The following is a 21575-nucleotide window of genomic DNA, read 5'->3' on the forward strand; positions in this document are numbered from 1 at the left end:
GAGGTCAGCGCAGGCGTTCCATGAAAAACGCGTCATTCCGCCGCCTCCACCAGAGGTGCCGGCGAAAAATCCTCCGGGAAATGCGTCATGGCGCTCATCACAGGATAGGGCGTGAAACCACCCAGCGCACAGAGCGAGCCGAACTTCATCGTGTTGCAGAGATCGGCAAGCAGCGCCCGGTTCTTCTCCGGCTCGATGCCCTGAGCGATCTTGTCGGCCGTCTCCACGCCGCGCGTCGAGCCGATGCGGCAGGGCGTGCACTTGCCGCAGCTTTCGACGGCGCAGAATTCCATGGCGAAACGCGCCTGCTTCAGCATATCGGCCGTGTCGTCGAAGACAACGATGCCGGCATGACCGATCAGCCCGTCCCTGGCGGCGAAGGATTCGTAATCGAACGGCGTGTCGAACAGCGCCCGCGGGAAATAGGCGCCGAGCGGTCCGCCGACCTGCACGGCCTTGACCGGCCGTCCCGTCGCCGTCCCCCCACCGATCCTGTCGACGATATCTCCGAGCGAAAGACCGAAGGCCGTCTCAAAGAGGCCGCCATATCTGACATTGCCGGCAATCTGCAGCGGGATGGTGCCGCGTGAGCGGCCCATGCCGAAATCGCGATAGAAGGCCGCGCCCTTTTCCATGATGACGGGTACCGACGCCAGCGAGATCACATTGTTGATGACGGTCGGACAGTTAAACAGCCCTTTATGCGCCGGCAGCGGCGGCTTGGCACGCACGATGCCGCGCTTGCCTTCGAGGCTGTTGAGCAGCGCCGTCTCCTCGCCGCAGACATAGGCGCCAGCGCCGGTGCGCACTTCGATATCGAAGGCGCGGCCAGAGCCGAGCACCGATGGTCCGAGAATGCCGGCCTGGCGCGCGATGCCGACGGCCTCGGTCATGACAGAGATCGCATGCGGATATTCCGAACGCGTATAGACGAAACCCTTGGTCGCGCCGGTCGCGAGCCCTGATATCGCCATGCCCTCGATCAACACGAAGGGATCGCCCTCCATGATCATCCGGTCGGCAAAGGTGCCGCTGTCGCCCTCATCGGCATTGCAGACGATATATTTACGTTCACCAGCGGCATCGAGAACGGTCTTCCACTTGATGCCGGTGGGAAAGCCGGCGCCGCCGCGTCCGCGCAAGCCGGAATCGGTGATTTCCTTGACGATATCGACTGGTGTCATCAAGATGGCGCGGCGAAGGCCGGCAAGACCGCCATGCGCCTCGTAATCGCCAAGCGAAAGCGGATCGATGACGCCGCAGCGGGCGAAGCTCAGGCGGGTCTGTTCCTTGAGGAACGGGAGGTCTTCAACCTCCCCGAGACAGAGCCGATGCTCGCCTCCATCAATCATCCCGGCATCGAACAGACCAGGCACATCCTTCGCCTTCACCGACCCGTAGCCGATGCGTTTGCCGGCAACCTCGACCTCGACCAACGGCTCCAGCCAGAACATTCCGCGCGAGCCGTTGCGCACGATCTCGGCATCGAAGCCGCGGGCGGCGATCTCCTGGGCAATCGCCTTTGCCACCTTTTCGGCCCCGAGCGCCAGCGCTGCGGCATCGCGCGGAACATATACCCTGACCGTCATCGGCGTGCCTCCGCGACGAGTTCCGCCGCCGTCTGATCGTCGACCCGGCCATAGACCTCGCCGTCGAGCATCGCCGCCGGCGCACAGGCGCAGAGCCCGAGACAGTAGACCGGCTTCAGCGTCACGCCGCCATCGAGCGTCGTCTGATGAAAATCGATGCCGAGCAGCGCCTTGACGCGTTCGGCCAGCGCATCGCCGCCCATCGACTGACAGGCTTCGGCGCGACAGAGCTTCAGCACATGCCGGCCGGCGGGATGGTCGCGATAATCGTGATAGAAGGTCACCACGCCATGCACCTCGGCGCGGGAGAGGTTCAATTCCTCCGCGATAACGGGCATGGCTTCCTGCGGCACATAGCCGAATTCCTGCTGAACCTCGTGTAGAATGGGAAGCAGCGGGCCTTCGAGAAAGCGAAGATCGGCGACGATGGCTCGGGTGCGCACTGCAATATCGCCTTCGGCGATATGAATGGTCATAAGGCAGCCCTCCCAGCGGCTTGCTCGTTGCGAAATAGCGGGCCTCCCCCAGCCGAGTGCTATTCCGTAACCACCATTTCAGGGAAGCAGCCGGCGATCAATAAAGCTATCTCGTTGCTTGATAGGTTTTCTCTATCAAAGTTCTTCATCTTGTACGAGCACTCTCGCTTCATGCAGCAAGGCCGAGACAAGCGGCGTGAAGGGCTCGCGGTAAGGCGCAACAAGGCCGACCAGATGATGCGCCTCCGGCTCAACGATTGGGATCATGCGGATTTCCACCGGAAATCCGAAGGACTTGGCGACGTTGCGCGGCATGATGCTCGCCCAGCGTCCGGTCCTGACATGCGAGAACAGCACGATCATCGAGTTGGATTCGAGTGTCGGATGCGCTGTGGCGCCTGCTTCCGTCAAGTGGCGGTTGATGATCCGGCGGTTCTGCATGTCGGCAGTCAATAGACAAAGCCGAAGGTCGCCGATCTCCCGCCAGGTCACGTTGTCGCGATCGGATAGCGGGCTGCCGGCAGCCGTGATCAGATTATAGCGCTCGGCATAGAGGGGAACGGTCGTAACGCGGCCGAGCGGCTCGTTTTCGAGGTAGGTGACGCCTGCATCGATTTCGAGGTTTTCGAGCATGCTCAGCACCTGCAGCGAATTCCGCGAGACGATCGAGAAGGTCACGCCGGGATGCCGCTCCTGAAAGGGCGTGGTGATGCGCGACAGCATGGCAAGCGCGGTCGGAATGGCGGCGAGGCGGATGTGGCCGGAAAGGCCGCGGCGCGCGGCGCGCATCTCCTCGCGCATGGTGCGGGCATCGCCGACGATGCGCCGGGCCCATTCGAGCACGCGCTGCCCCTCCGGCGTCAGTCCCTGGAACCGCGAACCGCGCTGCACCAGCATGACGCCGAGCTGATCCTCGAGCTGCCGGATGGCCGCCGAAAGCGTCGGCTGCGAGATCCCGCACTCCTCCGCAGCGCGGCCAAAATGCTTTTCGTTGGCAAGGGCGATGAAGAATTCCAGCTTGTCGATCATCCGGTCTCCCGATCCGGCATGATATCATCCGGGTCAGTTCATCTTTGACGCAGCAGCCGTGCTCCGCAAGGGCGATCTCTAGATCAGGATGATTTTAGGCCCGATCGGCCTAAAATCTGAATCCTGATCTAAATCAAAGAAATAGAGCATGATGTCGTCCGAAAACCGCGCACACTTTTCGGCATCATGCTCTAACTGTTTTCTGCAGCCGGAAAAAGATCGAACAGCGATTCGAGAAAGGCAAGCACGCTGACATTGCCGATGCTGTAATAGACCAGCCTGCCCTGGCGGCGCGTATGGACCAGGCTTTCGAGCCTTAACCGCGCCAGTTGCTGCGAGACCATTGCCTGCTGGATGAAATGTCAAAAAACGTCCAAACAAATCAGCAGATAAGCTGACCTCCATTAATCTCGACCACCTGTCCGGTGATGTAGCCCGAGAGCGAGGGAGCCGCCAAGAACAGATAGGCGGGAGCACAGTCCTCCGCCGTGCCGAGCCGCTGCAGGGGGATGGATTTTCTCGTCTGCTCCAGCTTTTCGCGAGAGGAATAGCGCTCATGGAAATCCGTCTCGATCGTTCCCGGCGACACGCAATTGACGCGGACGCCGTCCGGTGCAAGCTCACGGGCAAGCGCCTTGGAATAGGTCGCAACGAAGGCTTTCGAGGCCGAATAGATCGAGGAACCGGGGCTGCCGCCGGTCAGCGCCGAAATCGAAACGGTGTTGACGATGGCAGCACCACCAGCCGCCTTCAATGCCGGCAGCAGCGCCCGCGTCAGCGCCACCACCGATGTCTGGTTGAGCCGCACGACCGCCTCATATTCTGCATCGGTGAGTGTGGCAGCGGGAAAACGACCAAGCATGGTGCCGGCGTTGTTGACCAGCACATCGACCTTATCGAAAAAGGCGAGAACATCCTCGGCAAATTGCGCTGCCCCACCGACTGCAGAGAAATCGGCATTAAGCAGCAGCGCCCGTCTTTCGGATTCAGCCGTCAGCAGGAAATCCGGCAGGTCGCGTCCCGGCTTGCGCCCGGTATGGACGATCACCTTCGCGCCGCAGTCCAGGAACTGCCGGGCCACTTCAAGGCCGATGCCGCGGCCGGCGCCGGTCACCACGACATTGCGATTTTCGAACAGTCTGGGATGGAACACGAAGCCGTCCTCCTCGCGGACAGTGCCGCCGGTTGTGTCATTCGCCCTTAACATATGAGCGCGCCGACTGAAAGAAAGGCGCGCATCGATCTTTCCCGGCGAAAACAGGGGTTAGTTTTCGGTCTCCAGAAGCCGCGCGCCCGGCCCCTCCTTGCCGAGTCGGTCGCAGGGATTGCGCAACGGACAGCTTTCGATCGACAGGCAGCCGCAGCCGATGCAGCCGGTCAGACGGTCGCGCAGCAGGCTAAGCCGCCTGATTCGCGCGTCGAGATCATCCTTCCACAGCGCCGACAGCGTCTGCCAGTCGGCGACGGTCGGCGTGCGTCCTTGCGGCAGGGACTCGAACGCTGCCTGGATTTCCGAAAGCGGAATGCCGACACGCTGCGCCACCTTGATGATGCCGAGCCGGCGAAGCACATCGCGCCCATAGCGCCGCTGATTGCCGCGGGAGCGGATGCTCGAGATCAGCCCCTTGGTCTCGTAAAAATGCAGCGCCGAGACGGCGAGGCCGCTGCGCTCCGCCACTTCGCCGACCGTCAGGAGCTTGCCGAGCGGCACTGCCGGAATTGTATCCATGCCTCTTGACCTCAAGATTAGTTGAGGTTTTATAACCCTTGCTCCTGCAATCGTAAAGTCCAATCGCAATAAGGAGCGACGCATGCAAACACCCACCAGGCTGGCTGTCATCTACGGAAGCACGAGAGAGGGCCGCATCTGCGACCGGGTGGTCAAATGGCTGACGCAGGAGCTCATCCGCTTCCCACAATTTGATATCGACATCATCGACCCATTGGATTTCGCACTGCCGGCCAACCGTGACATGGCGCATCCCGAAGTCGACAGGCTCGCAGGACGGCTTGGCATGGCCGACGCCTTCATCATCGTCACGCCGGAATACAATCACAGCTTCACTGCCTCGTTGAAGTCGATCATCGATTTCTTCTTCGAGCCCTGGCAGGGCAAGCCGGTCGCCTTCGTTTCCTATGGCGGCATATCCGGCGGCCTGCGCGCCGTCGAACAGCTGCGGCTGGTCTTTGCCGAACTCCACGCCGTCACCATCCGCGATTCGGTGAGCTTTGCCGCACCTTGGAACCGCTTCGACCCAGACGGACAACTCGATAATCCCGCCGATACAATGCGTTTGCTCGATCGGATGATGGCGAGGCTGGAATGGTGGACGCAAGCGCTCGTCACCGCCCGCAGCGATCGTCCCTATGCCGACATGGAGCGCCGCGCGTCTTTTCAGACGTACGCATAAGCCAGAAAGCTCCGGTTCCGTTCCCGGCAGGTACGGAACCATTGGGAACACCCGGGCAGATCCTCCGCCCGGGTGTTTTCCCTCACATCCGGTTCATTCCGACCGCACGGACGGGTTCGCAATTTTGCTGTTGCGGGGAGAAAACCCCGGTGGTAGTTTCCGCGCAAATAACAGGGGAGCTCCGTATTGCCGGGGCTGAGATGTGAGGCGCAAGCCTCTGGACCCTTCAAAGCTGATCTGGGTAATGCCAGCGGAGCGAGGTTCAGATGTTCTCAGGCGCACAAGTGTCACTCTATCCGATGTCCGACAATTTCGTCGGCATCATTCTCGATGCCGTCACGGCGCTCGACCCCTATCGCGACCGGCTGCGCATCGAGACCGATGACATCTCCACTTTGCTGGTCGGCCCGCCTGACATTCTCTTCGCCGCCATGCACGATCTTTTCGTCGCCGCCACAAAGACCGGCGAGCATTGCGTGCTGTCCGCTGCCGTTTCACGCGGCTGCCCCGGCGAGCCCGACGACGCCATCTGCGGCGTCAACCCCTCCCTCGGCCAGGCGGAGCCGCTTGCCGAGCGTATAACAGCCGCACTTGCCGCCGTTGAAATCACCGCCGAAACTGGACAGCCGACCGCTGCGCAATTCTCGCTCTATGTCATGGGAACCGGTACCCATATGGACGAGATCTATGGCTGCATCGACTTTCTGAAGCGCTCCGGCACCTTCGACCGCGCCAAGAATTTCTGCACCAGGCTCTCTGGCGACGCTGGCGCCGTCTTCGCCACCATTCGTGAGGCCTTCTTTCGCTTCGGCGACCCCGCGGGGCATGTGACCCTCGACATCACGGTTTCCGCGAATAGCCCGACGAAAGCCTGAATCGAACGCTGATGACACCGCCATCACCATCGGGATCGCGCCTTGCCGCGCTCCGCACCGCTCTCTACCGGGGCATACCCGCCTTGCTCGCCGGCTGCGCCTTTTTGGCGGCATGGGAACTCTACGTCGATCTCTCCGGCATAAAAGCTTCCATCCTCCCGGCGCCGTCGCGCATCGTCCTCCAGGGTTGGCTGAACCGCGAGGCGCTGATATCAAACACCTGGCCGACGCTCGGCGCGACGCTCGGTGGTTTCGCCCTGTCGCTTGCCTTCGCCTTCGCCGCCTCGATCCTCATGGATTTCGTGCCCTTCATGCGCCGGGCATTGCTGCCGATCTTCATTGCTAGCCAGACCCTGCCGCTGGTGGCGATTGCCCCCCTCGTCGTCCTCTGGTTCGGCTTCGGCCTGTTGCCGAAGATCCTGCTGGTGGCGCTCGTCACCTTCTTCCCGCTGCTGGTCGCCTTGCTGCAGGGCTATGAATCGACCGACCGCGACATCGCCGAATTGCTGAATTCGATGAAGGCGAGCCGCTGGCGCATTTTCCGTCTGGCACGGCTTCCCTCCTCGCTGCCCTATTTCTTTGCCGGCCTGCGGATCTCGATCACCTATGCCGTTGTCGGCGCGATCTTTGCCGAATATGCCGGCGCCGCCCGCGGCCTCGGCATCTATATCCTCAACGCCAAGAACAACTTCCGCCCCGATCTCGTGCTCGCCGCCGTCGTCGTCAGCGCCGTGCTGACGCTCTGCCTCTTCGGGTTGACGCTGATGATCCAGCGCCTCGTCATGCCCTGGCAACCATCCGGGGAGCCGCGCCGATGAGCGATGCAATGGTTGACCTCACCAACATCTCGAAGTCCTTCGACGGCATGAAGGTGCTGGGCGATATTTCGCTCGCCGTCGCAGACGGCGAGTTCGTCTCGATCGTCGGCCCGTCCGGCTCCGGAAAATCGACGGTACTGAGATTGCTGACACAGGCGCTTCGGCCCGATTCCGGCACCATGCTCTTCAAGGGCGCGCCGCTGGAACAGGCGCCGCATTCCTTCGCCTTCATGCCGCAACGCGATGCGCTGATGCCCTGGCGCCGGATCATCGACAATGCCGCACTCGGCCTTGAGGTGCGCGGCATGAGCCGCCGCTCGGCCCGTGCCGCCGTCGCGCCTCTGTTCGAGCGCTTCGGCCTCGCAGGCTTCGAGCATCACTATCCCTCCGAACTGTCAGGCGGCATGCGCCAGCGCGCCGCGCTGCTGCGCACCGTCGTTCAGACCCAGGACATGCTGCTGCTCGACGAGCCTTTCGGCGCGCTGGACGCGCTCACGCGCACGCAGATCCAGGAATGGCTGCAGGGCATGTGGACCGAACACCGCTGGACGGCGCTGTTGATTACCCATGATGTTCGCGAGGCCGTGTTTCTCTCCGACCGTATCTACGTGCTCTCGGCTCGTCCGGCGCGTATCATCCGCGAATTCCGCGTTCCTCTGCCCCGTCCGAGAAGCATTGCCGATCTCGGCTCGCCGGCGGCCCAGGCGATCGAAACCGAAATCCTGCAAACCCTGCTTCATCCGCTAGAACAGGATGATTTTAGGCCGGTCGGCCTAAAATCTGAATCCTGTTCAATTTAAAGAGTTAGAGCATGATGTCGTCCGAAAACAGCTCACACTTTTCGGCATCATGCCCTAGAGACCTGAGGAGGTCACCATGCTGCTTCTCACCCGTCGCCAGACGATCTTCGCCGCCATCGCGGCAAGCCTCGCCGGCCGCACCGCCTTCGCCCAATCGGCGCCCGCAAAGGTCCGCATCGCGCTCGACTGGACGCCCAACACCAACCATATCGGCATCTATGTCGCTAAGGAGAAAGGCTTCTATGCCGATGCCGGCCTCGATGTCGAAATTCTTCCCTTTGCCGATACCAGCGCCGGAACGCTGGTGTCCAACGGCGTTGCCGATTTCGGCATCAGCAGCGAGATCGAGACCCTCACGCAGCGCGCTGGCGGCGGTGACGTGAAGATGGTCTACGGCGTCGTCCAGACGGAAACCGCACGCCTGATCTTCAAGGGCGGACGTGACGACATCAAGAGCCCGAAAGACCTCGACGGCAAGACCTATGGCGGCTTTGGCGGCACCTGGGAGAGCGCGCTGATCTCCGCAATGATCCGCAATGATGGCGGCAAAGGCGACGTCAAGACCGTCACCCTCGGCACCTCCGCTTACGAGGCGCTGGACAATGGCTCGATCGACTTCACGCTGGAGATCTACACCTGGGAAGGCATCGCCGCCGAACTGGAAAACCGGAAAATCGGCCGCTTCCACTATTCCGATTATGGCATTCCCGACGAGCAGACGACGGTCATCGTCTCCAGCGACGCCTATCTCTCCGCAAGTCGGGAACACGCCCGCGCCTTCATCCAGGCGACACGAAAGGGTTATGCCTACTCCGTCGACCATCCCGACGAAGCCTGCGACCTGCTGATCTCCGGAAGCAACGGCGCACTGATGAATACGGAACTGGTGAAGGCCTCCCAGAAGGCATTGATCGAGGGGCACTTTCTGAAATCCGAGGCCGGCGTGATCGGTAGGCTCGACCCGGCAAAGGCCGAGGCCCTTGGTGGCTTCCTGATGGAGAATGGCATTCTGGTCGATGCCAATGGCGCCGCACTCAAGGAGAAGCCGGATTTTTCCACCTATTATACCAACGAACTTCTCGACTGAGCCCAACGCCTGCCTTGCCCGTCGCGGCTTTCCGTTGCAAAATCCGAGACCGGAGCATGATGTCGTCCGAAAACCGCTCACACTTTTCGGCATCATGCTCTGGGCAAGGTGGGGAGGCAGGATGCGACAACAGGAGAGACTGGCCGGAGCGGACTTTCTGCGCGCGACGGCCTGTCTGCTGGTGCTCGCCCACCACTTTGCACTGCGGCTGGACATGCGTCGAATCCCCGACGAACTCGGACCGACCGCAAACATCCTCCGCTTCGGCAATTTCGGCGTCGCCATCTTCTTCGTCCTCAGCGGCTTTCTTCTTGCCCATCCCTTCTGGCGCGCGCTCGACGCGGGCAGCGACATGCCCAGCCTGCGGCATTACGCGATCCGCAGGATGGCGCGCATCGCTCCGGGCTTCTGGTTCGCCGCCACCGTCGGCTTCGCGCTCAGCCTGGCGCTGCTTGCCTTGCCGCTAACGCCTGAGCTTGTGCTCCGCTACGTCTCCGGGCTGCTGTTCATGAGCCAGTGGCATTGGCGCACCTTTTTTCCTGTCGAAGCCGACGGGCCGCTCTGGTCCATTCCCTTCGAGGTCACCAGCTATGTGCTCCTGCCGGTCTGCTTTCTCCTGCTGTTTCGTATGCCATTCCTGAGGCAGCGCCCGTTGCTTGCCCGTTTCGCCTGGCTTTGCGTCATCACGAGCGTACTCCTCGCCCATGTGCTGATCCTGACCGTCTTTCCGCTCGACGACATCGAACGCGGCTGGCAGTACGGCCTGCAGGGCGGGGCGAAGGAGTGGATGCCGAGATATAATCCGATCGGCTTCTTCGCCGTCTTCGCGCTCGGCGCGCTTGCCGCCGGCGTCGAGGTCATGCTACCAAGAAGGCGCTCCTCCTGGTTCGATGCCGCAGCGCTCCTCGGCCTCGCCATTGCCGCCTACCGCCTCGTCATATCACTTGGCGGCTCCGCGGAAGCTTACGGCTGGCTCGAAATCCCCTACGGCTTTCCAATCTTTCCGCTGGCAGTCGCAACGGCACTCGTTTCGCTCAGCCATTCGCAACACCTGGGCAGGCTGCTCGACAATGCTCCGGTACGCTATATCGCGAAGATCTCCTTTGGCATCTACATCTGGCAGGAGATCATCCTGTTATTGATCCAGAGGCTCGATCGGGGCTCGTTCGGCTTTTCCTCTGAAAATGTCGTCACCGGCTGGCTGCAATCTTGCGGACTGGCGGCAGCGCTCATCCTACTCATCGCAAGCCTCAGCTACCACCTCTTGGAAAGACCGGCGATCCTTTTCGGAAACCGGCTGACATCTCGTCAACCCAATCGGGCTACTCCTTTCAAAGTATAAATTTCCGGTAATCGCAACTACAGGCATTAAGGTTAACGCCGAATACTCCCATTTTTGGCGTCTTTAGGGTTATCAAATTCTTATTTATACCGATGACAAACGATACGTGACCATGTATTTGTCTCCATGTTGTTCAGTATCGCATATAAACTTGTGGACCTTGCGTAATGAATGCTTTTACTTCGAAGACGAATCCACGCTTCGATCCGTCTCAGCGTCACGACAAAATCAAGACCCTGGTTATAGCGAACTCCAACATTCGCCAGCCGGATAGCTTTTCCATTATCGAAAGAAAGATGGCTGTGCGGCTGGGCGTGAAGCGGTTGATCGACATCGTCGCCTCAGTCAGCGCTCTCATCGTTCTGGCGCCGCTTTTTCTGGCAATCGCTCTTTTCATCAAACTCGACGATGGTGGTCCGGTGTTTTTCCGCCAGATCCGCTGGGGGCTGAACGGCCGGAAGATCACGGTCTTCAAGTTCCGGTCGATGCGCGCGGAAGCTTGCGACCCGAGCGGCATTCAACAGACCGTCAAGGGCGACAGCCGGGTGACGGGCATCGGCGCGCTGCTCCGCAAGACCAATATCGACGAACTGCCGCAGCTTTTCAACGTTCTCAGGGGTGAGATGTCGTTGGTCGGGCCGCGCTGCCACGCCATCAATATGCGGGCAGCCGGTCGGCTCTACGAGGAACTGGTGCCGGACTACCACTACCGCCACATCATGCGCCCCGGCATCACCGGCCTTGCGCAGACGCGCGGCTGGCGCGGACCGACGGCGCGGCCGCTGGCAGCCCGCGCTCGCATCGCCTGCGATATCTATTATGTCAGGAATTTCAGCCTGCTGCTCGACCTGAAGATATTGTTCAAGACGGTCGTCATCGAGCTGCGCGGCGGCACCGGCTTCTGAGACGATCCCGGCAAAGCGGCCTATCGGCCGCTTCTTCATTTCAAGCTACCCGCTTCTCTTCGCTCGCTATGACCAGCTTACGATGGGACTTCCACCCACCATGAAAAAAGGCGGCTGTCGCAGCCGCCTTTCATCTCGTCGCAACCGGTTGCGATCAATCCTGTTGAACGACGCCGCGCAGATGCGTCATTTCCATGATGAAGTGCTCAAGCTTCGACTTGTGCTCATGCAATTCGGCATGTTCGAGTTCCTGGCGGGCAGCATCGATGCGGCGTGTCAGCTCGTCCTTCTGGAGTTCCTCGACCGGAACCGCGGATTCGGCAAGCAATGTGCAGCCGGTCGGCAGGATATCGGCAAAACCGCCGAACACGACGTAGTCTTGCTTCTTGCCGGAGGCCGAACGCACGCTCACGACGCCCGGCTTGATCGTCGTCATCGTCGGTGCATGGTTTGCCATGACCGTCATCTCGCCTTCAGTCGCAGGGATGACGACCTCGGTCACCATCTCCGACAGCAGCAGACGCTCCGGCGAAACGAGCTCAAAGTTGAAATTGTCAGCCATCAGTGACTTACCTTCTCGGCTATGGCTTTCGCATCTTGCAATTTAGTCCCGCAAAACGGGCAGTGCATTATCGCTTGGTCGAGATAACCGAGGCCTTCCTCGCTCTGGACCAGACCCACCACCATCATCAGCACGCCATTATCGGCGCGATAGACGGTCGGCGCTGCTGGTTCCGGAAGATCCGCCACGACCCCTTTCAAGGAGTCGCAGCAGAATATCTCGTCTAGCGCATCGCTCATTAAGCAGCTGCGAGCTTCTTGGCCTTTTCGACCGCTTCTTCCATCGAGCCGACCATGTAGAAGGCAGCTTCCGGCAGGTGATCGTATTCGCCGTTGACGAGGCCCTTGAAGCCCTTGATCGTGTCTTCCAGAGCAACCAGTTTGCCCGGCGAACCTGTGAAGACTTCGGCGACGAAGAACGGCTGCGACAGGAAACGCTCGATCTTGCGGGCGCGGGCGACAGCAATCTTGTCGTCTTCGGACAGTTCGTCCATGCCAAGGATGGCGATGATGTCCTGCAGTGCCTTGTAGCGCTGCAGCGTCGACTGCACCTTACGGGCGACGTCGTAATGTTCTTCGCCGACGACCATCGGGTCGAGCATGCGCGACGTGGAGTCGAGCGGATCGACCGCCGGGTAGATGCCCTTTTCAGCGATGGAGCGCGACAGAACCGTCGTTGCGTCAAGGTGAGCAAACGAGGTCGCCGGCGCCGGGTCGGTCAAGTCGTCGGCCGGAACGTAGATGGCCTGGACCGAGGTGATCGAGCCGGTCGTCGTCGTCGTGATGCGCTCCTGCATCTGGCCCATGTCGGTTGCGAGCGTCGGCTGATAACCGACGGCCGACGGGATGCGGCCGAGCAGAGCCGACACTTCGGAACCTGCCTGCGTGAAGCGGAAGATGTTATCGACGAAGAACAGAACGTCCTGGCCCTGGTCGCGGAAGTGCTCGGCGACCGTCAGGCCGGTCAGGGCGACGCGGGCGCGGGCGCCCGGCGGTTCGTTCATCTGACCGTAAACAAGTGCCGCCTTCGAGCCTTCGCCGCCGCCATGCTTGTTGACGTTCGATTCAATCATTTCGTGGTAGAGGTCGTTGCCTTCGCGGGTGCGTTCACCGACGCCTGCGAAAACCGAGTAACCACCATGCGCCTTGGCGACGTTGTTGATCAGCTCCATGATCAGAACGGTCTTGCCGACGCCGGCGCCGCCGAAGAGGCCGATCTTGCCGCCGCGTGCATAGGGAGCCAGAAGATCGACGACCTTGATGCCGGTGACGAGGATCTGCGATTCCGTCGACTGCTCGACATAGGACGGTGCATCCTGGTGGATGGCGCGCTTGTGAGCGGTGACCAGCGGACCGGCTTCGTCAACCGGCTCACCGATGACGTTCATGATGCGGCCGAGCGTCTCGTTACCGACCGGAACCATGATCGGAGCGCCGGTATCGGCGACTTCCTGGCCGCGGACGAGACCTTCGCTCGAATCCATCGCGATCGTACGGACGACATTTTCGCCAAGGTGCTGCGCAACTTCGAGAACCAGGCGGTTGCCGTTGTTACTGGTTTCCAGCGCGTTCAGGATCTTCGGCAGTTCGCCTTCGAACGCAACGTCGACGACGGCGCCGATAACCTGGGTGACTCTGCCGACAGAGCCGATCTTGGGGGTAGCTGCCTCAGCCATTTTCTGACCCTCTTTTCCTAGCCTCAGAGCGCTTCCGCGCCCGAAATGATTTCAATGAGTTCCTTGGTGATCTGCGCCTGACGCTGGCGGTTATAGCTCAGCGTCAGCTTGTTGATCATCTCACCGGCATTACGCGTCGCATTGTCCATAGCGCTCATCTTGGCGCCCATCTCGCCTGCGACGTTCTCAAGGAGCGCGCGGAAGATCTGGACGGAGATGTTGCGCGGGATCAGATCTTCGAGGATCGATGCCGGATCCGGCTCGTATTCGTAGACGGCGCCTGCATGTGCGGCATCTTCGGTCTGCACAGCTCCCGTTGAAGCCGGGATGAGCTGCTGCGCCGTCGGAATCTGACTGATCACCGACTTGAACTCGGAATAGAACAGCGTGCAGACGTCGAACTCGCCAGCAGCATACATCTCGATGATGCGCTTGCCGATCTGGTCCGCATTCTCGAAGCCGACGCGCTTGACGTCGCGCAATTCCTTGCGCTCGATGATGAGCGAGGCGAATTCGCGGCGAAGGATGTCGTGACCCTTCTTGCCGACGGTGAAGATCTTCACCGTCTTGCCTTCGGCAAGCAGCTTGCGGACATGTTCGCGTGCAAAGCGTGCGATCTGCGAGTTGAAACCGCCGCAAAGACCACGCTCGGCCGTGCAGACCACCAGCAGATGGACCTTGTCCTGGCCGGTGCCGGTCATCAGCGTCGGTGCGCCGTCGGCATCGGTGACGGCCTTGGCGATGTTCGCCAGAACCACACCCATGCGCTGCGAATAAGGCCGGGCGGCCTCGGCCGCCTCCTGCGCACGCCGAAGCTTCGCCGCGGCGACCATTTTCATCGCCTTGGTGATCTTCTGCGTCGCCTTGACGGAGGCGATCCGGTTTTTCAGATCCTTAAGTGAAGGCATCCGTGATCCGTCCTAACTTAGGGCCTGATTACGAGAAAGACTTTGCGAAGCTATCGAGAGCAGCGGTGAGCTTGCCCCTGGTATCGTCGCTGATTGCCTTTTCCGTGCGGATCGCGTCGAGGATGGCAGAGCCTTCCGAACGCAGATATGAGAGGAAGCCCTGCTCGAACTTGCCGACCGAAGCGACCGGCAGCTTGTCGAGATAGCCGTTGACGCCAGCAAAGATCACGGCGACCTGCTCTTCCGTCTTCAGCGGCGAAAACTGCGGCTGCTTCAGGAGTTCGGTCAGGCGTGCACCACGGTTCAGCAGGCGCTGTGTCGCAGCGTCAAGGTCCGAACCGAACTGGGCGAAGGCGGCCATTTCGCGATACTGGGCGAGTTCGCCCTTGATCGAGCCGGCAACCTGCTTCATCGCCTTGATCTGTGCCGACGAACCGACGCGGGAAACCGACAGACCGACGTTCACGGCCGGGCGGATACCCTGATAGAACAGGTCGGTTTCAAGGAAGATCTGGCCGTCGGTGATCGAGATCACGTTGGTCGGAATGAAGGCCGAAACGTCATTGCCCTGCGTTTCGATGACCGGCAGAGCCGTCAGCGAACCGGCGCCCATGTCATCGTTCATCTTCGCAGCGCGCTCAAGCAGGCGCGAGTGCAGGTAGAAAACGTCACCCGGATAAGCTTCGCGACCCGGCGGGCGGCGCAGCAGCAGCGACATCTGGCGGTAGGAAACGGCCTGCTTGGACAGGTCGTCGTAACCGATCAGCGCATGCATGCCATTGTCACGGAAGTATTCGCCCATGGCGCAGCCGGCAAACGGGGCCAGGTACTGCATCGGCGCCGGATCGGAAGCAGTGGCGGCGACGATGATCGAATATTTCAGCGCGCCGCGCTCTTCGAGCACCTTGACGAACTGTGCGACGGTCGAACGCTTCTGGCCGATGGCGACGTAGACGCAGTAAAGCTTTTCGCCTTCCGGACCGTTGTCGTGAATAGCCTTCTGGTTGAGGAAGGCATCGAGAAGGATCGCAGTCTTACCGGTCTGGCGGTCGCCGATGACCAGCTCGCGCTGGCCGCGGCCGACCGGGATCAGCGCGTCGATGGCCTTGAGGCCGGTCGACATCGGCTCATGAACCGATTTGCGCGGAATGATGCCGGGAGCCTTGATGTCGACGCGCGAACGGCGCGTCGCATTGATCGGGCCCTTGCCGTCGATCGGATTGCCGAGCGCGTCGACGACGCGGCCGAGCAGTTCCGGACCAACCGGAACGTCAACGATGGCGCCGGTCCGCTTAACGGTGTCGCCTTCCTTGATGTCGCGGTCGGAGCCGAAGATGACGACGCCGACATTGTCGGATTCGAGGTTCAGCGCCATGCCGCGGATGCCGCCCGGGAACTCGACCATTTCGCCGGCCTGGACATTGTCCAGACCATAGACACGAGCGATACCGTCACCGACGGAGAGAACCTGGCCGACTTCCGAGACTTCTGCCTCTTTGCCGAAATTTTTAATCTGGTCTTTGAGAATTGCGGAAATTTCCGCGGCGCGGATATCCATCAGCCAACCTCTTTCAATGCGAGCTTAAGGGTAGAGAGTTTGGTACGAAGAGACGTATCAATCTGACGGGACCCGACCTTCACGATCAGACCACCAAGAATTGACGGATCAACCGTGACGGCAATCGTCACGTCTTTGCCGGTAACGCTCTTGAGTGCCACCTTCAATTCGGTTTCCTGCGCTTGCGAAAGCGCATGCGCCGAGGTGACCTCGGCGGAGATTTCACCGCGATGGTTCGCGGCGATGATGCGGAAGGCCTTGATCATGCCCGGCAGGGCGAACAGGCGGCGGTTACGCGCCACGACCTTCAGGAAATTGGCGAAGAAACCGCTGATGCCGGCATTCTCGCTGATGGCGACGATCGCCTTCAGCTGGTCTTCAGCGGAAAAAACCGGGCTTGCGACGAAGCGCTTCAGATCGGCGCTCTCATCCAGCATCGCCTGGAAACGGTCAAGATCGGCGGTGACGCTATCGACGGCGCCCTGCTCGAGCGCCAATTCGAAAAGCGACGAGGCATAGCGCTCTGCAACACCAGAAGTAAGCTGGGACGTGTCTGCCACTGGCACAAATTTCCCTGATTTCAACCCAAAATCCGGCTCTCGGCGGGCGCCGAACCTATGATCTTGAATTCGTTTTGATTTCCCCCAGAAATCACAAGAGAAGCCTCTTGCTTCTTCCGAAATTCGGGGTCCGTCTAACATAGGATGTTCGGACTCGCAACACGCGTAATGCCCGAATACGCCTTTCACATGAATTTCTGTCTGCAAAATCGCGCAATGGCCTGAAAGCAGGCCGAAGACGCCGTCTGCCGGCAGCGAGAGTCACGTCTGGATGAAGCCGAAAACGTAGAGCAGCGGTAGCGCCGCCAAAGCGATCTGCACAACCAGGAGTAAATAGTTGACGAGATTACTTCCCTTATCGGACAGGATCGAGATGACGCGGGCAAAGGCAGCCATCGCGAAGGAGGCGCCGAGCGCCATATAGATCCAGTCCTGGGCGAGCATGATCGCCGACAGCCCGAAGCCGAGATAGAAACCGCCCATCGAGCGCCCCTCGCCGAAGCCTTCCGGCCGCCCCTCCTGCGCCTGCAGACCGAGAAGACGGAAAGTTTGGCCCGGCGCGAACATCATGATGAAGCCGGCGAGCGCCGTGAAAGCGGCGGAGCAAAAGGCAAGCTGCTCGCCAAACTCGGTCGGAAAGTAAAACTCCATGCGTCAGCCCCAAATCACCCGGATGAATCAGTGTTTTATGGCATGCGCCGAAAAAGGAGGGAATGGCGGCCTTATTTGATTTAGAGAAAACTCTGCGGATCGATATCCAGCTGCACCTGCACCGATCCGCGCTCTTTGGGCGATTGCGACAGCATCGCCCGCAGGAACCCTTGCATGTCAGAGTTCCGCCGGCCGTGCACCAACAGACGGAAGCGGTGGCGGCCGCGCACCAGCGCGAGCGGCGCTTCGGCCGGGCCGAGCACCGAGATGCCCGACACCTGCGGCGCGGCGTTGCGCATGCCGCGCGCGTGGTTTTCGGCGTCGTGGCGGGTTTCGGCCGAAACGATGATCGAGGCGAGCCTGCCGAAGGGCGGCAACAGGGCGCGTTCGCGTTCGGTGATCTCGCGCTCGTAGAAAGCGTCGGAATCGCCGGAAACGATCGCCTGCATGACAGGATGCTGCGGCTGGTAGGTCTGCAGCAACCCATGACTCTTGAGGCCGGTGCGCCCGGCCCGGCCCGTCACCTGCGATAAAAGCTGGAAGGTGCGCTCGGCCGCGCGCGGGTCGCCATTGGCAAGGCCGAGATCGGCATCGACGATGCCGACCAGCGTCATCAGCGGAAAATTGTGGCCCTTGGCGACGAGCTGGGTGCCGATGACGATATCGGCCTCGCCCTTGGCGATCGCTTCCAGCTCCAGCCGCAGCCGCTTCACCCCGCCCATGATATCGGACGAGAGAACGATCGTTCGCGCCTCCGGGAAATGCCGTTCCACCTCCTCGGCGATGCGCTCGACGCCTGGCCCGCAGGCGACGAGATGGTCGAGCGTGCCGCATTCCGGGCAGGCCTCCGGCGTGCGCTCGGCATGGCCGCATTGATGGCATTGCAGCTGCTTGCGGAAACGATGCTCCACCAGCCAGCTCGAACATTGCGGGCATTGGAACCGGTGGCCGCAGACCCGGCAGAGCGTCAGCGGCGCATAACCGCGCCGGTTGAGAAACAGCAGCGCCTGTTCGCGCTTTTCCACCGTCTTGCCGATCGCCCGGATCAGCACCGGCGACAGGAAGCCGCCCCGCTCCGGCGCGTGCCTGCGCATATCGACCAGATGCAGGTCCGGCATCGCCGCATCGCCGAAACGCGTCGGCAGGTGGACGGTGCTGTAGCGGCCGCTCTGGCCGTTGACCTGACTTTCGACCGACGGCGTCGCCGACACCAGGATGACGGGGAAATCGCCGATGCGGCCGCGCACGACGGCCATGTCGCGAGCATTGTAGAAGACGCGATCCTCCTGCTTGTAGGCGGGATCGTGTTCCTCGTCGACGATGATCAGGCCGAGATCCTCGAAGGGCAGGAAGAGCGCCGAGCGGGCGCCCGCCACGACGCGCACTTCGCCGGTCACCGCCTGGCGCCAGACCTTTTCGCGCATACGCGGCGCAAGATCGGAATGCCATTCGGCCGGCTTTGCCCCGAAGCGGTCCTGAAAGCGCTCCATGAAACTGGCCGTCAGCGCGATCTCCGGCAGCAGGATCAGCACCTGCTTGCCGCGTTTCAGCGTCTCGGCAATCGCCTCGAAATAGACTTCTGTCTTGCCGGAACCGGTCACCCCGTCGATCAGCGACACCGAAAATTCGCATCTGCGGACATCGGAAACGATCTCTTCGGCCGCCTGCTTCTGCGGCCCTTCGAGACGTGCTGCGGCAAAATCCGGATCCGGCATCGCTACGACCGGCGGCGGCGGCAGGAATACAGTCTCGAAGATGCCCAGCGTGATCAGCCCGTCGACGACACTCGTCGAGACACCTGCCGCATGGGCAAGACCGCTGCGTGTCCAGGAAAAACCGTCGGAGGCGGTAGCGAGGACCCGGGCGCGCGCCGGCGTCATCCGCTCCGGTTCGCCGCCAACCAGCTTCAACCCTTCCACCATCGGTTCCGGCTCGAAGGCGTTCGGCGCCCGCAGCGCCATGCGGGCGACTAGGCCGGGCGGCGAGAGCGTATAGGTCGCCACCCAATCGATGAAATCCCGCATCTCCCTGGCAAGCGGCGGGCAGTCGAAGACATGGCTGATCGGCCGAAGCTTCTTCGGATCGACGCCGTCCTCGCCGCCGTCCCAGACGACGCCGATCACCTGCCGCGGGCCGAGCGGCACCTGCACGACCGAGCCGGGCTCGACCGCCATGCCATCCGGCACCGAATAGGAATAGGGTTTCGGCGCCGGCATCGGCACCAGCACCGGAACCGTTCGGTTCGCGGGCGGTGCCTCGAAAAGCGCGCCAAAGAGATCGGACGAATCTGTGCTCATTGCGCGAGACCATGCCCGCAAATCGATGGAATTGGAACCGCAAAGACGGAGCGACGCGTTCCAGGTCGCCGCGACGATTTAAACAGTGAAGCTCAAAAATTGCGCTTCATCTGGCAAGGCGGTCGCCACTGCCGGAAGTGGCTTCACTTGTCTCGGCATTGCGTTGCCGCAGGCGCAGGATCGCCGATGCCTCGCGCGGGTTGGGCGGCAGAACGGCGTTCTTCAACGCGATCGAATAGGCATGTTTCGGATGTTCCAGCACGTCCCTGGCATCGCCGCTCTCCACCACCACGCCCTTGCGCATGATCACCACGCGGTCGGAAATGTAATAGGCGGTCGCAAGGTCATGGGTGATGTAGACGATCGAGACGTTGAGTGCATCGCGCAGATCGCGGAAGAGATTGACGATCGACATGCGCAGCGATGCGTCGACCATCGAGACCGGCTCGTCCGCCACGATCAGCTTCGGCTCGGGTATCAGCGCACGGGCGACGGCGATGCGCTGCAATTGGCCGCCTGAAAGCTCGTGTGAGAAGCGACCCTTTATCTCCGCCATCGACAGGCCGACGCGTTGGAGGGCAACGTCGGCAAGCGCCTCTTTCTCGGCGCGGCTCTTTGCTCCCTTGAAGCGATGGGCGGTGGCCAGCAGATACTCGTCGATCCGCGTCAGCGGATTGAAAGCTTCGAACGGATTTTGAAAGACCGGCTGGACCTTGGCCATGAAGGCTTCGCGATCCCTGCGGGACCGTACCGCCTTCACATCCGTACCGTCGAAATGAATGCTGCCCCGATCGGCCTTTTCGCTGCCGAGGATCATCTTCGCCAGCGTCGATTTTCCGGAGCCGGATTCGCCGACGATCGTGAATATCTCGGGCTTGTCGGCGGCAAGGGCAAAGCTGACATCATCGACCGCCTTCATCTTTTCGCGCGAGAAGAAACCGCCGATCGGAAAGAGCTTGGTGACATGGTCGAGTTCGAGAAGGAAATTACTGCTCATTGGATCTGATACTCCCCGGCACGGAAGCATGCGACCCTTCCTCCCGTGGCGCTCGGCAGCATGGCCGGCACTTCACGTGCGCATTTGTCGATCGCGATCGGACAGCGTGGATGGAAGCGGCATCCCGAAGGCGGATCCGAAAGTGCCGGCGGCTTGCCCCTGAGGCTCTTCCGCGTCGAGACGTCGCCAATGCGCGGCAAGCTGCCGATCAGATGGACGGTGTAGGGATGCTGGGGATTGTCGAAGATCGCCTGCGTCGGCCCCTCCTCCGCCAGCCGTCCTGCATACATGATGGCCAGCCGATCGGTGATGGCGGCATGCACCGACATGTCGTGGGTCACGAAAATGACCGAGGATTGCATGCGGGCCTGCACTTCCTTGATCAGCGCCAGAACGTCTTGCTGCACGAGCACGTCGAGCGCCGTCGTCGGCTCGTCGGCGATGATGAATTCCGGCTCGCAGACGGTGGCGAGAGCAATCGTCAGACGCTGGCGCATGCCGCCGGAAAGCTGGTGCGGAAAAGCCTCGAGCACATGCGGATCGAGATGCAGCCTGGCAAGGTGCGCCTCGACGCGCGCCCGGAAGCCGGCGGGATCGAGGTTGATATGGCGGGAGGCGAAATCGGTGAAGGCGTGTTTGACCCTTCTGACCGGGTTCAGCACGTTCATCGAACCCTGCATGATGTAGGAAAGGTGACGCCAGCGTGCCGCCTTCATCTTATTCGGTTCGCCATAGACATCGATCGGACCGTCGGCAAAATTGAATTTCACCGTTCCGCCGACGACGCGCATCGGCGGACGGATGGCGCCGGCAAGCGTCTTGATCAGCGATGTCTTGCCGCTCGAAGATTCACCAGCAATGCCGTAGATCTCGTTTCTGCGGATGGTCAGGCTGATATCGTCGACTGCACGGATCTCCCGCCGCACGCCGAAATAATCATTGACGTAATAGCATTTCAGCCTGTCGATCGTCAGCGCGTCCGTGGCGTTTTCGGCAAGGGTCAAAGGCTGCGTCCTCATCAGGTTCTGCATCTCC

The 21575-nt window shown here is 61.2% G+C and carries 22 protein-coding genes, 1 pseudogene and 1 riboswitch; of the genes and pseudogenes, 7 read left to right on the forward strand and 16 right to left on the reverse strand.

Annotated elements, in window-relative coordinates:
- Nucleotides 1–32: 32 nt before the first annotated feature.
- From RWK44_RS02710 to soxR, 6 genes and pseudogenes are all read right to left on the reverse strand, one after another.
- The gene (locus tag RWK44_RS02710) at nucleotides 33–1589 is read right to left on the reverse strand and encodes a formate dehydrogenase beta subunit (protein ID WP_168283390.1); all 1557 of its coding nucleotides are present in this window, start codon (nucleotides 1587–1589) and stop codon (nucleotides 33–35) included.
- Nucleotides 1586–2065, reverse strand: coding sequence for a formate dehydrogenase subunit gamma (locus RWK44_RS02715; protein WP_168283389.1), 480 nt, complete (start codon nucleotides 2063–2065; stop codon nucleotides 1586–1588). Before RWK44_RS02715 ends, RWK44_RS02710 begins: the two co-directional genes overlap by 4 nt.
- Nucleotides 2066–2200: 135 nt before the next feature.
- Nucleotides 2201–3094, reverse strand: coding sequence for a LysR family transcriptional regulator (locus tag RWK44_RS02720; RefSeq protein ID WP_020051954.1), 894 nt, complete (start codon nucleotides 3092–3094; stop codon nucleotides 2201–2203).
- A gap of 191 nt (nucleotides 3095–3285) precedes the next feature.
- Nucleotides 3286–3450: pseudogene (locus tag RWK44_RS02725) on the reverse strand (ArsR/SmtB family transcription factor); the annotation flags it as partial.
- A gap of 26 nt (nucleotides 3451–3476) precedes the next feature.
- On the reverse strand, nucleotides 3477–4247 hold the full coding sequence (locus tag RWK44_RS02730; protein ID WP_168283388.1) for an SDR family NAD(P)-dependent oxidoreductase: 771 nt from the start codon (nucleotides 4245–4247) through the stop codon (nucleotides 3477–3479).
- Between the two features lie 111 nt (nucleotides 4248–4358).
- Entirely contained in the window at nucleotides 4359–4823 is a 465-nt protein-coding gene (gene soxR / locus RWK44_RS02735; protein ID WP_168283387.1) for a redox-sensitive transcriptional activator SoxR, read from the reverse strand.
- A gap of 82 nt (nucleotides 4824–4905) precedes the next feature.
- Between soxR and RWK44_RS02740 the strand changes: the two genes are divergently transcribed.
- The 7 genes from RWK44_RS02740 to RWK44_RS02770 all read left to right on the forward strand — a co-directional run bounded on the left by RWK44_RS02740 (nucleotide 4906) and on the right by RWK44_RS02770 (nucleotide 11332).
- Nucleotides 4906–5505: an NADPH-dependent FMN reductase gene (locus tag RWK44_RS02740; protein WP_077977810.1), complete on the forward strand. Its 600-nt coding sequence runs from the start codon at nucleotides 4906–4908 to the stop codon at nucleotides 5503–5505.
- Between the two features lie 162 nt (nucleotides 5506–5667).
- Nucleotides 5668–5781, forward strand: a riboswitch (TPP riboswitch).
- Complete coding sequence (locus RWK44_RS02745) at nucleotides 5772–6380, forward strand: YkoF family thiamine/hydroxymethylpyrimidine-binding protein (RefSeq protein WP_221946035.1); 609 nt, start codon at nucleotides 5772–5774, stop codon at nucleotides 6378–6380. (Overlaps the previous riboswitch by 10 nt.)
- Before the next feature lie 11 nt (nucleotides 6381–6391).
- Nucleotides 6392–7198, forward strand: coding sequence for an ABC transporter permease (locus RWK44_RS02750; RefSeq protein ID WP_168283385.1), 807 nt, complete (start codon nucleotides 6392–6394; stop codon nucleotides 7196–7198).
- Entirely contained in the window at nucleotides 7195–7998 is an 804-nt protein-coding gene (locus tag RWK44_RS02755; RefSeq protein ID WP_168283384.1) for an ABC transporter ATP-binding protein, read from the forward strand. Before RWK44_RS02750 ends, RWK44_RS02755 begins: the two co-directional genes overlap by 4 nt.
- A gap of 76 nt (nucleotides 7999–8074) precedes the next feature.
- Nucleotides 8075–9085: an ABC transporter substrate-binding protein gene (locus RWK44_RS02760; protein ID WP_168283383.1), complete on the forward strand. Its 1011-nt coding sequence runs from the start codon at nucleotides 8075–8077 to the stop codon at nucleotides 9083–9085.
- A gap of 121 nt (nucleotides 9086–9206) precedes the next feature.
- The gene (locus RWK44_RS02765) at nucleotides 9207–10427 is read left to right on the forward strand and encodes an acyltransferase family protein (RefSeq protein WP_168283382.1); all 1221 of its coding nucleotides are present in this window, start codon (nucleotides 9207–9209) and stop codon (nucleotides 10425–10427) included.
- 167 nt (nucleotides 10428–10594) lie between these two features.
- Nucleotides 10595–11332 carry a sugar transferase gene (locus RWK44_RS02770; protein WP_131663231.1) on the forward strand — a complete coding sequence of 246 codons (738 nt, stop codon included), beginning with the start codon at nucleotides 10595–10597 and terminating at the stop codon, nucleotides 11330–11332.
- Nucleotides 11333–11486: 154 nt separating this feature from the next.
- Here the strand turns inward: RWK44_RS02770 and RWK44_RS02775 are convergent, their stop codons facing one another.
- The 10 genes from RWK44_RS02775 to RWK44_RS02820 form a co-directional block, all read right to left on the reverse strand.
- Nucleotides 11487–11894, reverse strand: coding sequence for a F0F1 ATP synthase subunit epsilon (locus tag RWK44_RS02775; protein ID WP_131663230.1), 408 nt, complete (start codon nucleotides 11892–11894; stop codon nucleotides 11487–11489).
- Nucleotides 11894–12133 (reverse strand): hypothetical protein, encoded by a 240-nt coding sequence (locus tag RWK44_RS02780; protein WP_003543462.1) that lies wholly within the window; start codon nucleotides 12131–12133, stop codon nucleotides 11894–11896. Before RWK44_RS02780 ends, RWK44_RS02775 begins: the two co-directional genes overlap by 1 nt.
- Nucleotides 12133–13569: a F0F1 ATP synthase subunit beta gene (gene atpD, locus RWK44_RS02785; protein WP_003543464.1), complete on the reverse strand. Its 1437-nt coding sequence runs from the start codon at nucleotides 13567–13569 to the stop codon at nucleotides 12133–12135. Before atpD ends, RWK44_RS02780 begins: the two co-directional genes overlap by 1 nt.
- Nucleotides 13570–13592: 23 nt before the next feature.
- Nucleotides 13593–14477: a F0F1 ATP synthase subunit gamma gene (locus RWK44_RS02790; protein ID WP_131663229.1), complete on the reverse strand. Its 885-nt coding sequence runs from the start codon at nucleotides 14475–14477 to the stop codon at nucleotides 13593–13595.
- A gap of 28 nt (nucleotides 14478–14505) precedes the next feature.
- Entirely contained in the window at nucleotides 14506–16035 is a 1530-nt protein-coding gene (gene atpA, locus RWK44_RS02795; protein WP_168265461.1) for a F0F1 ATP synthase subunit alpha, read from the reverse strand.
- On the reverse strand, nucleotides 16035–16601 hold the full coding sequence (locus RWK44_RS02800; protein ID WP_222061779.1) for a F0F1 ATP synthase subunit delta: 567 nt from the start codon (nucleotides 16599–16601) through the stop codon (nucleotides 16035–16037). The genes atpA and RWK44_RS02800 overlap by 1 nt, the downstream gene beginning before the upstream one ends.
- Before the next feature lie 255 nt (nucleotides 16602–16856).
- The gene (locus RWK44_RS02805) at nucleotides 16857–17246 is read right to left on the reverse strand and encodes an AGROH133_08824 family phage infection protein (RefSeq protein WP_168283381.1); all 390 of its coding nucleotides are present in this window, start codon (nucleotides 17244–17246) and stop codon (nucleotides 16857–16859) included.
- 80 nt (nucleotides 17247–17326) lie between these two features.
- Nucleotides 17327–19543, reverse strand: coding sequence for a primosomal protein N' (locus RWK44_RS02810; RefSeq protein ID WP_168283380.1), 2217 nt, complete (start codon nucleotides 19541–19543; stop codon nucleotides 17327–17329).
- A gap of 106 nt (nucleotides 19544–19649) precedes the next feature.
- The gene (locus tag RWK44_RS02815; protein ID WP_221946039.1) at nucleotides 19650–20540 is read right to left on the reverse strand and encodes an ABC transporter ATP-binding protein; all 891 of its coding nucleotides are present in this window, start codon (nucleotides 20538–20540) and stop codon (nucleotides 19650–19652) included.
- Nucleotides 20537–21559 carry an ABC transporter ATP-binding protein gene (locus RWK44_RS02820; protein ID WP_410056125.1) on the reverse strand — a complete coding sequence of 341 codons (1023 nt, stop codon included), beginning with the start codon at nucleotides 21557–21559 and terminating at the stop codon, nucleotides 20537–20539. The genes RWK44_RS02815 and RWK44_RS02820 overlap by 4 nt, the downstream gene beginning before the upstream one ends.
- Between the last annotated feature and the right edge of the window lie 16 nt (nucleotides 21560–21575).

Source organism: Rhizobium sp. 25PS6 (genome assembly GCF_032464655.1).
In the GTDB taxonomy this organism is placed as follows: domain Bacteria; phylum Pseudomonadota; class Alphaproteobacteria; order Rhizobiales; family Rhizobiaceae; genus Rhizobium; species Rhizobium laguerreae.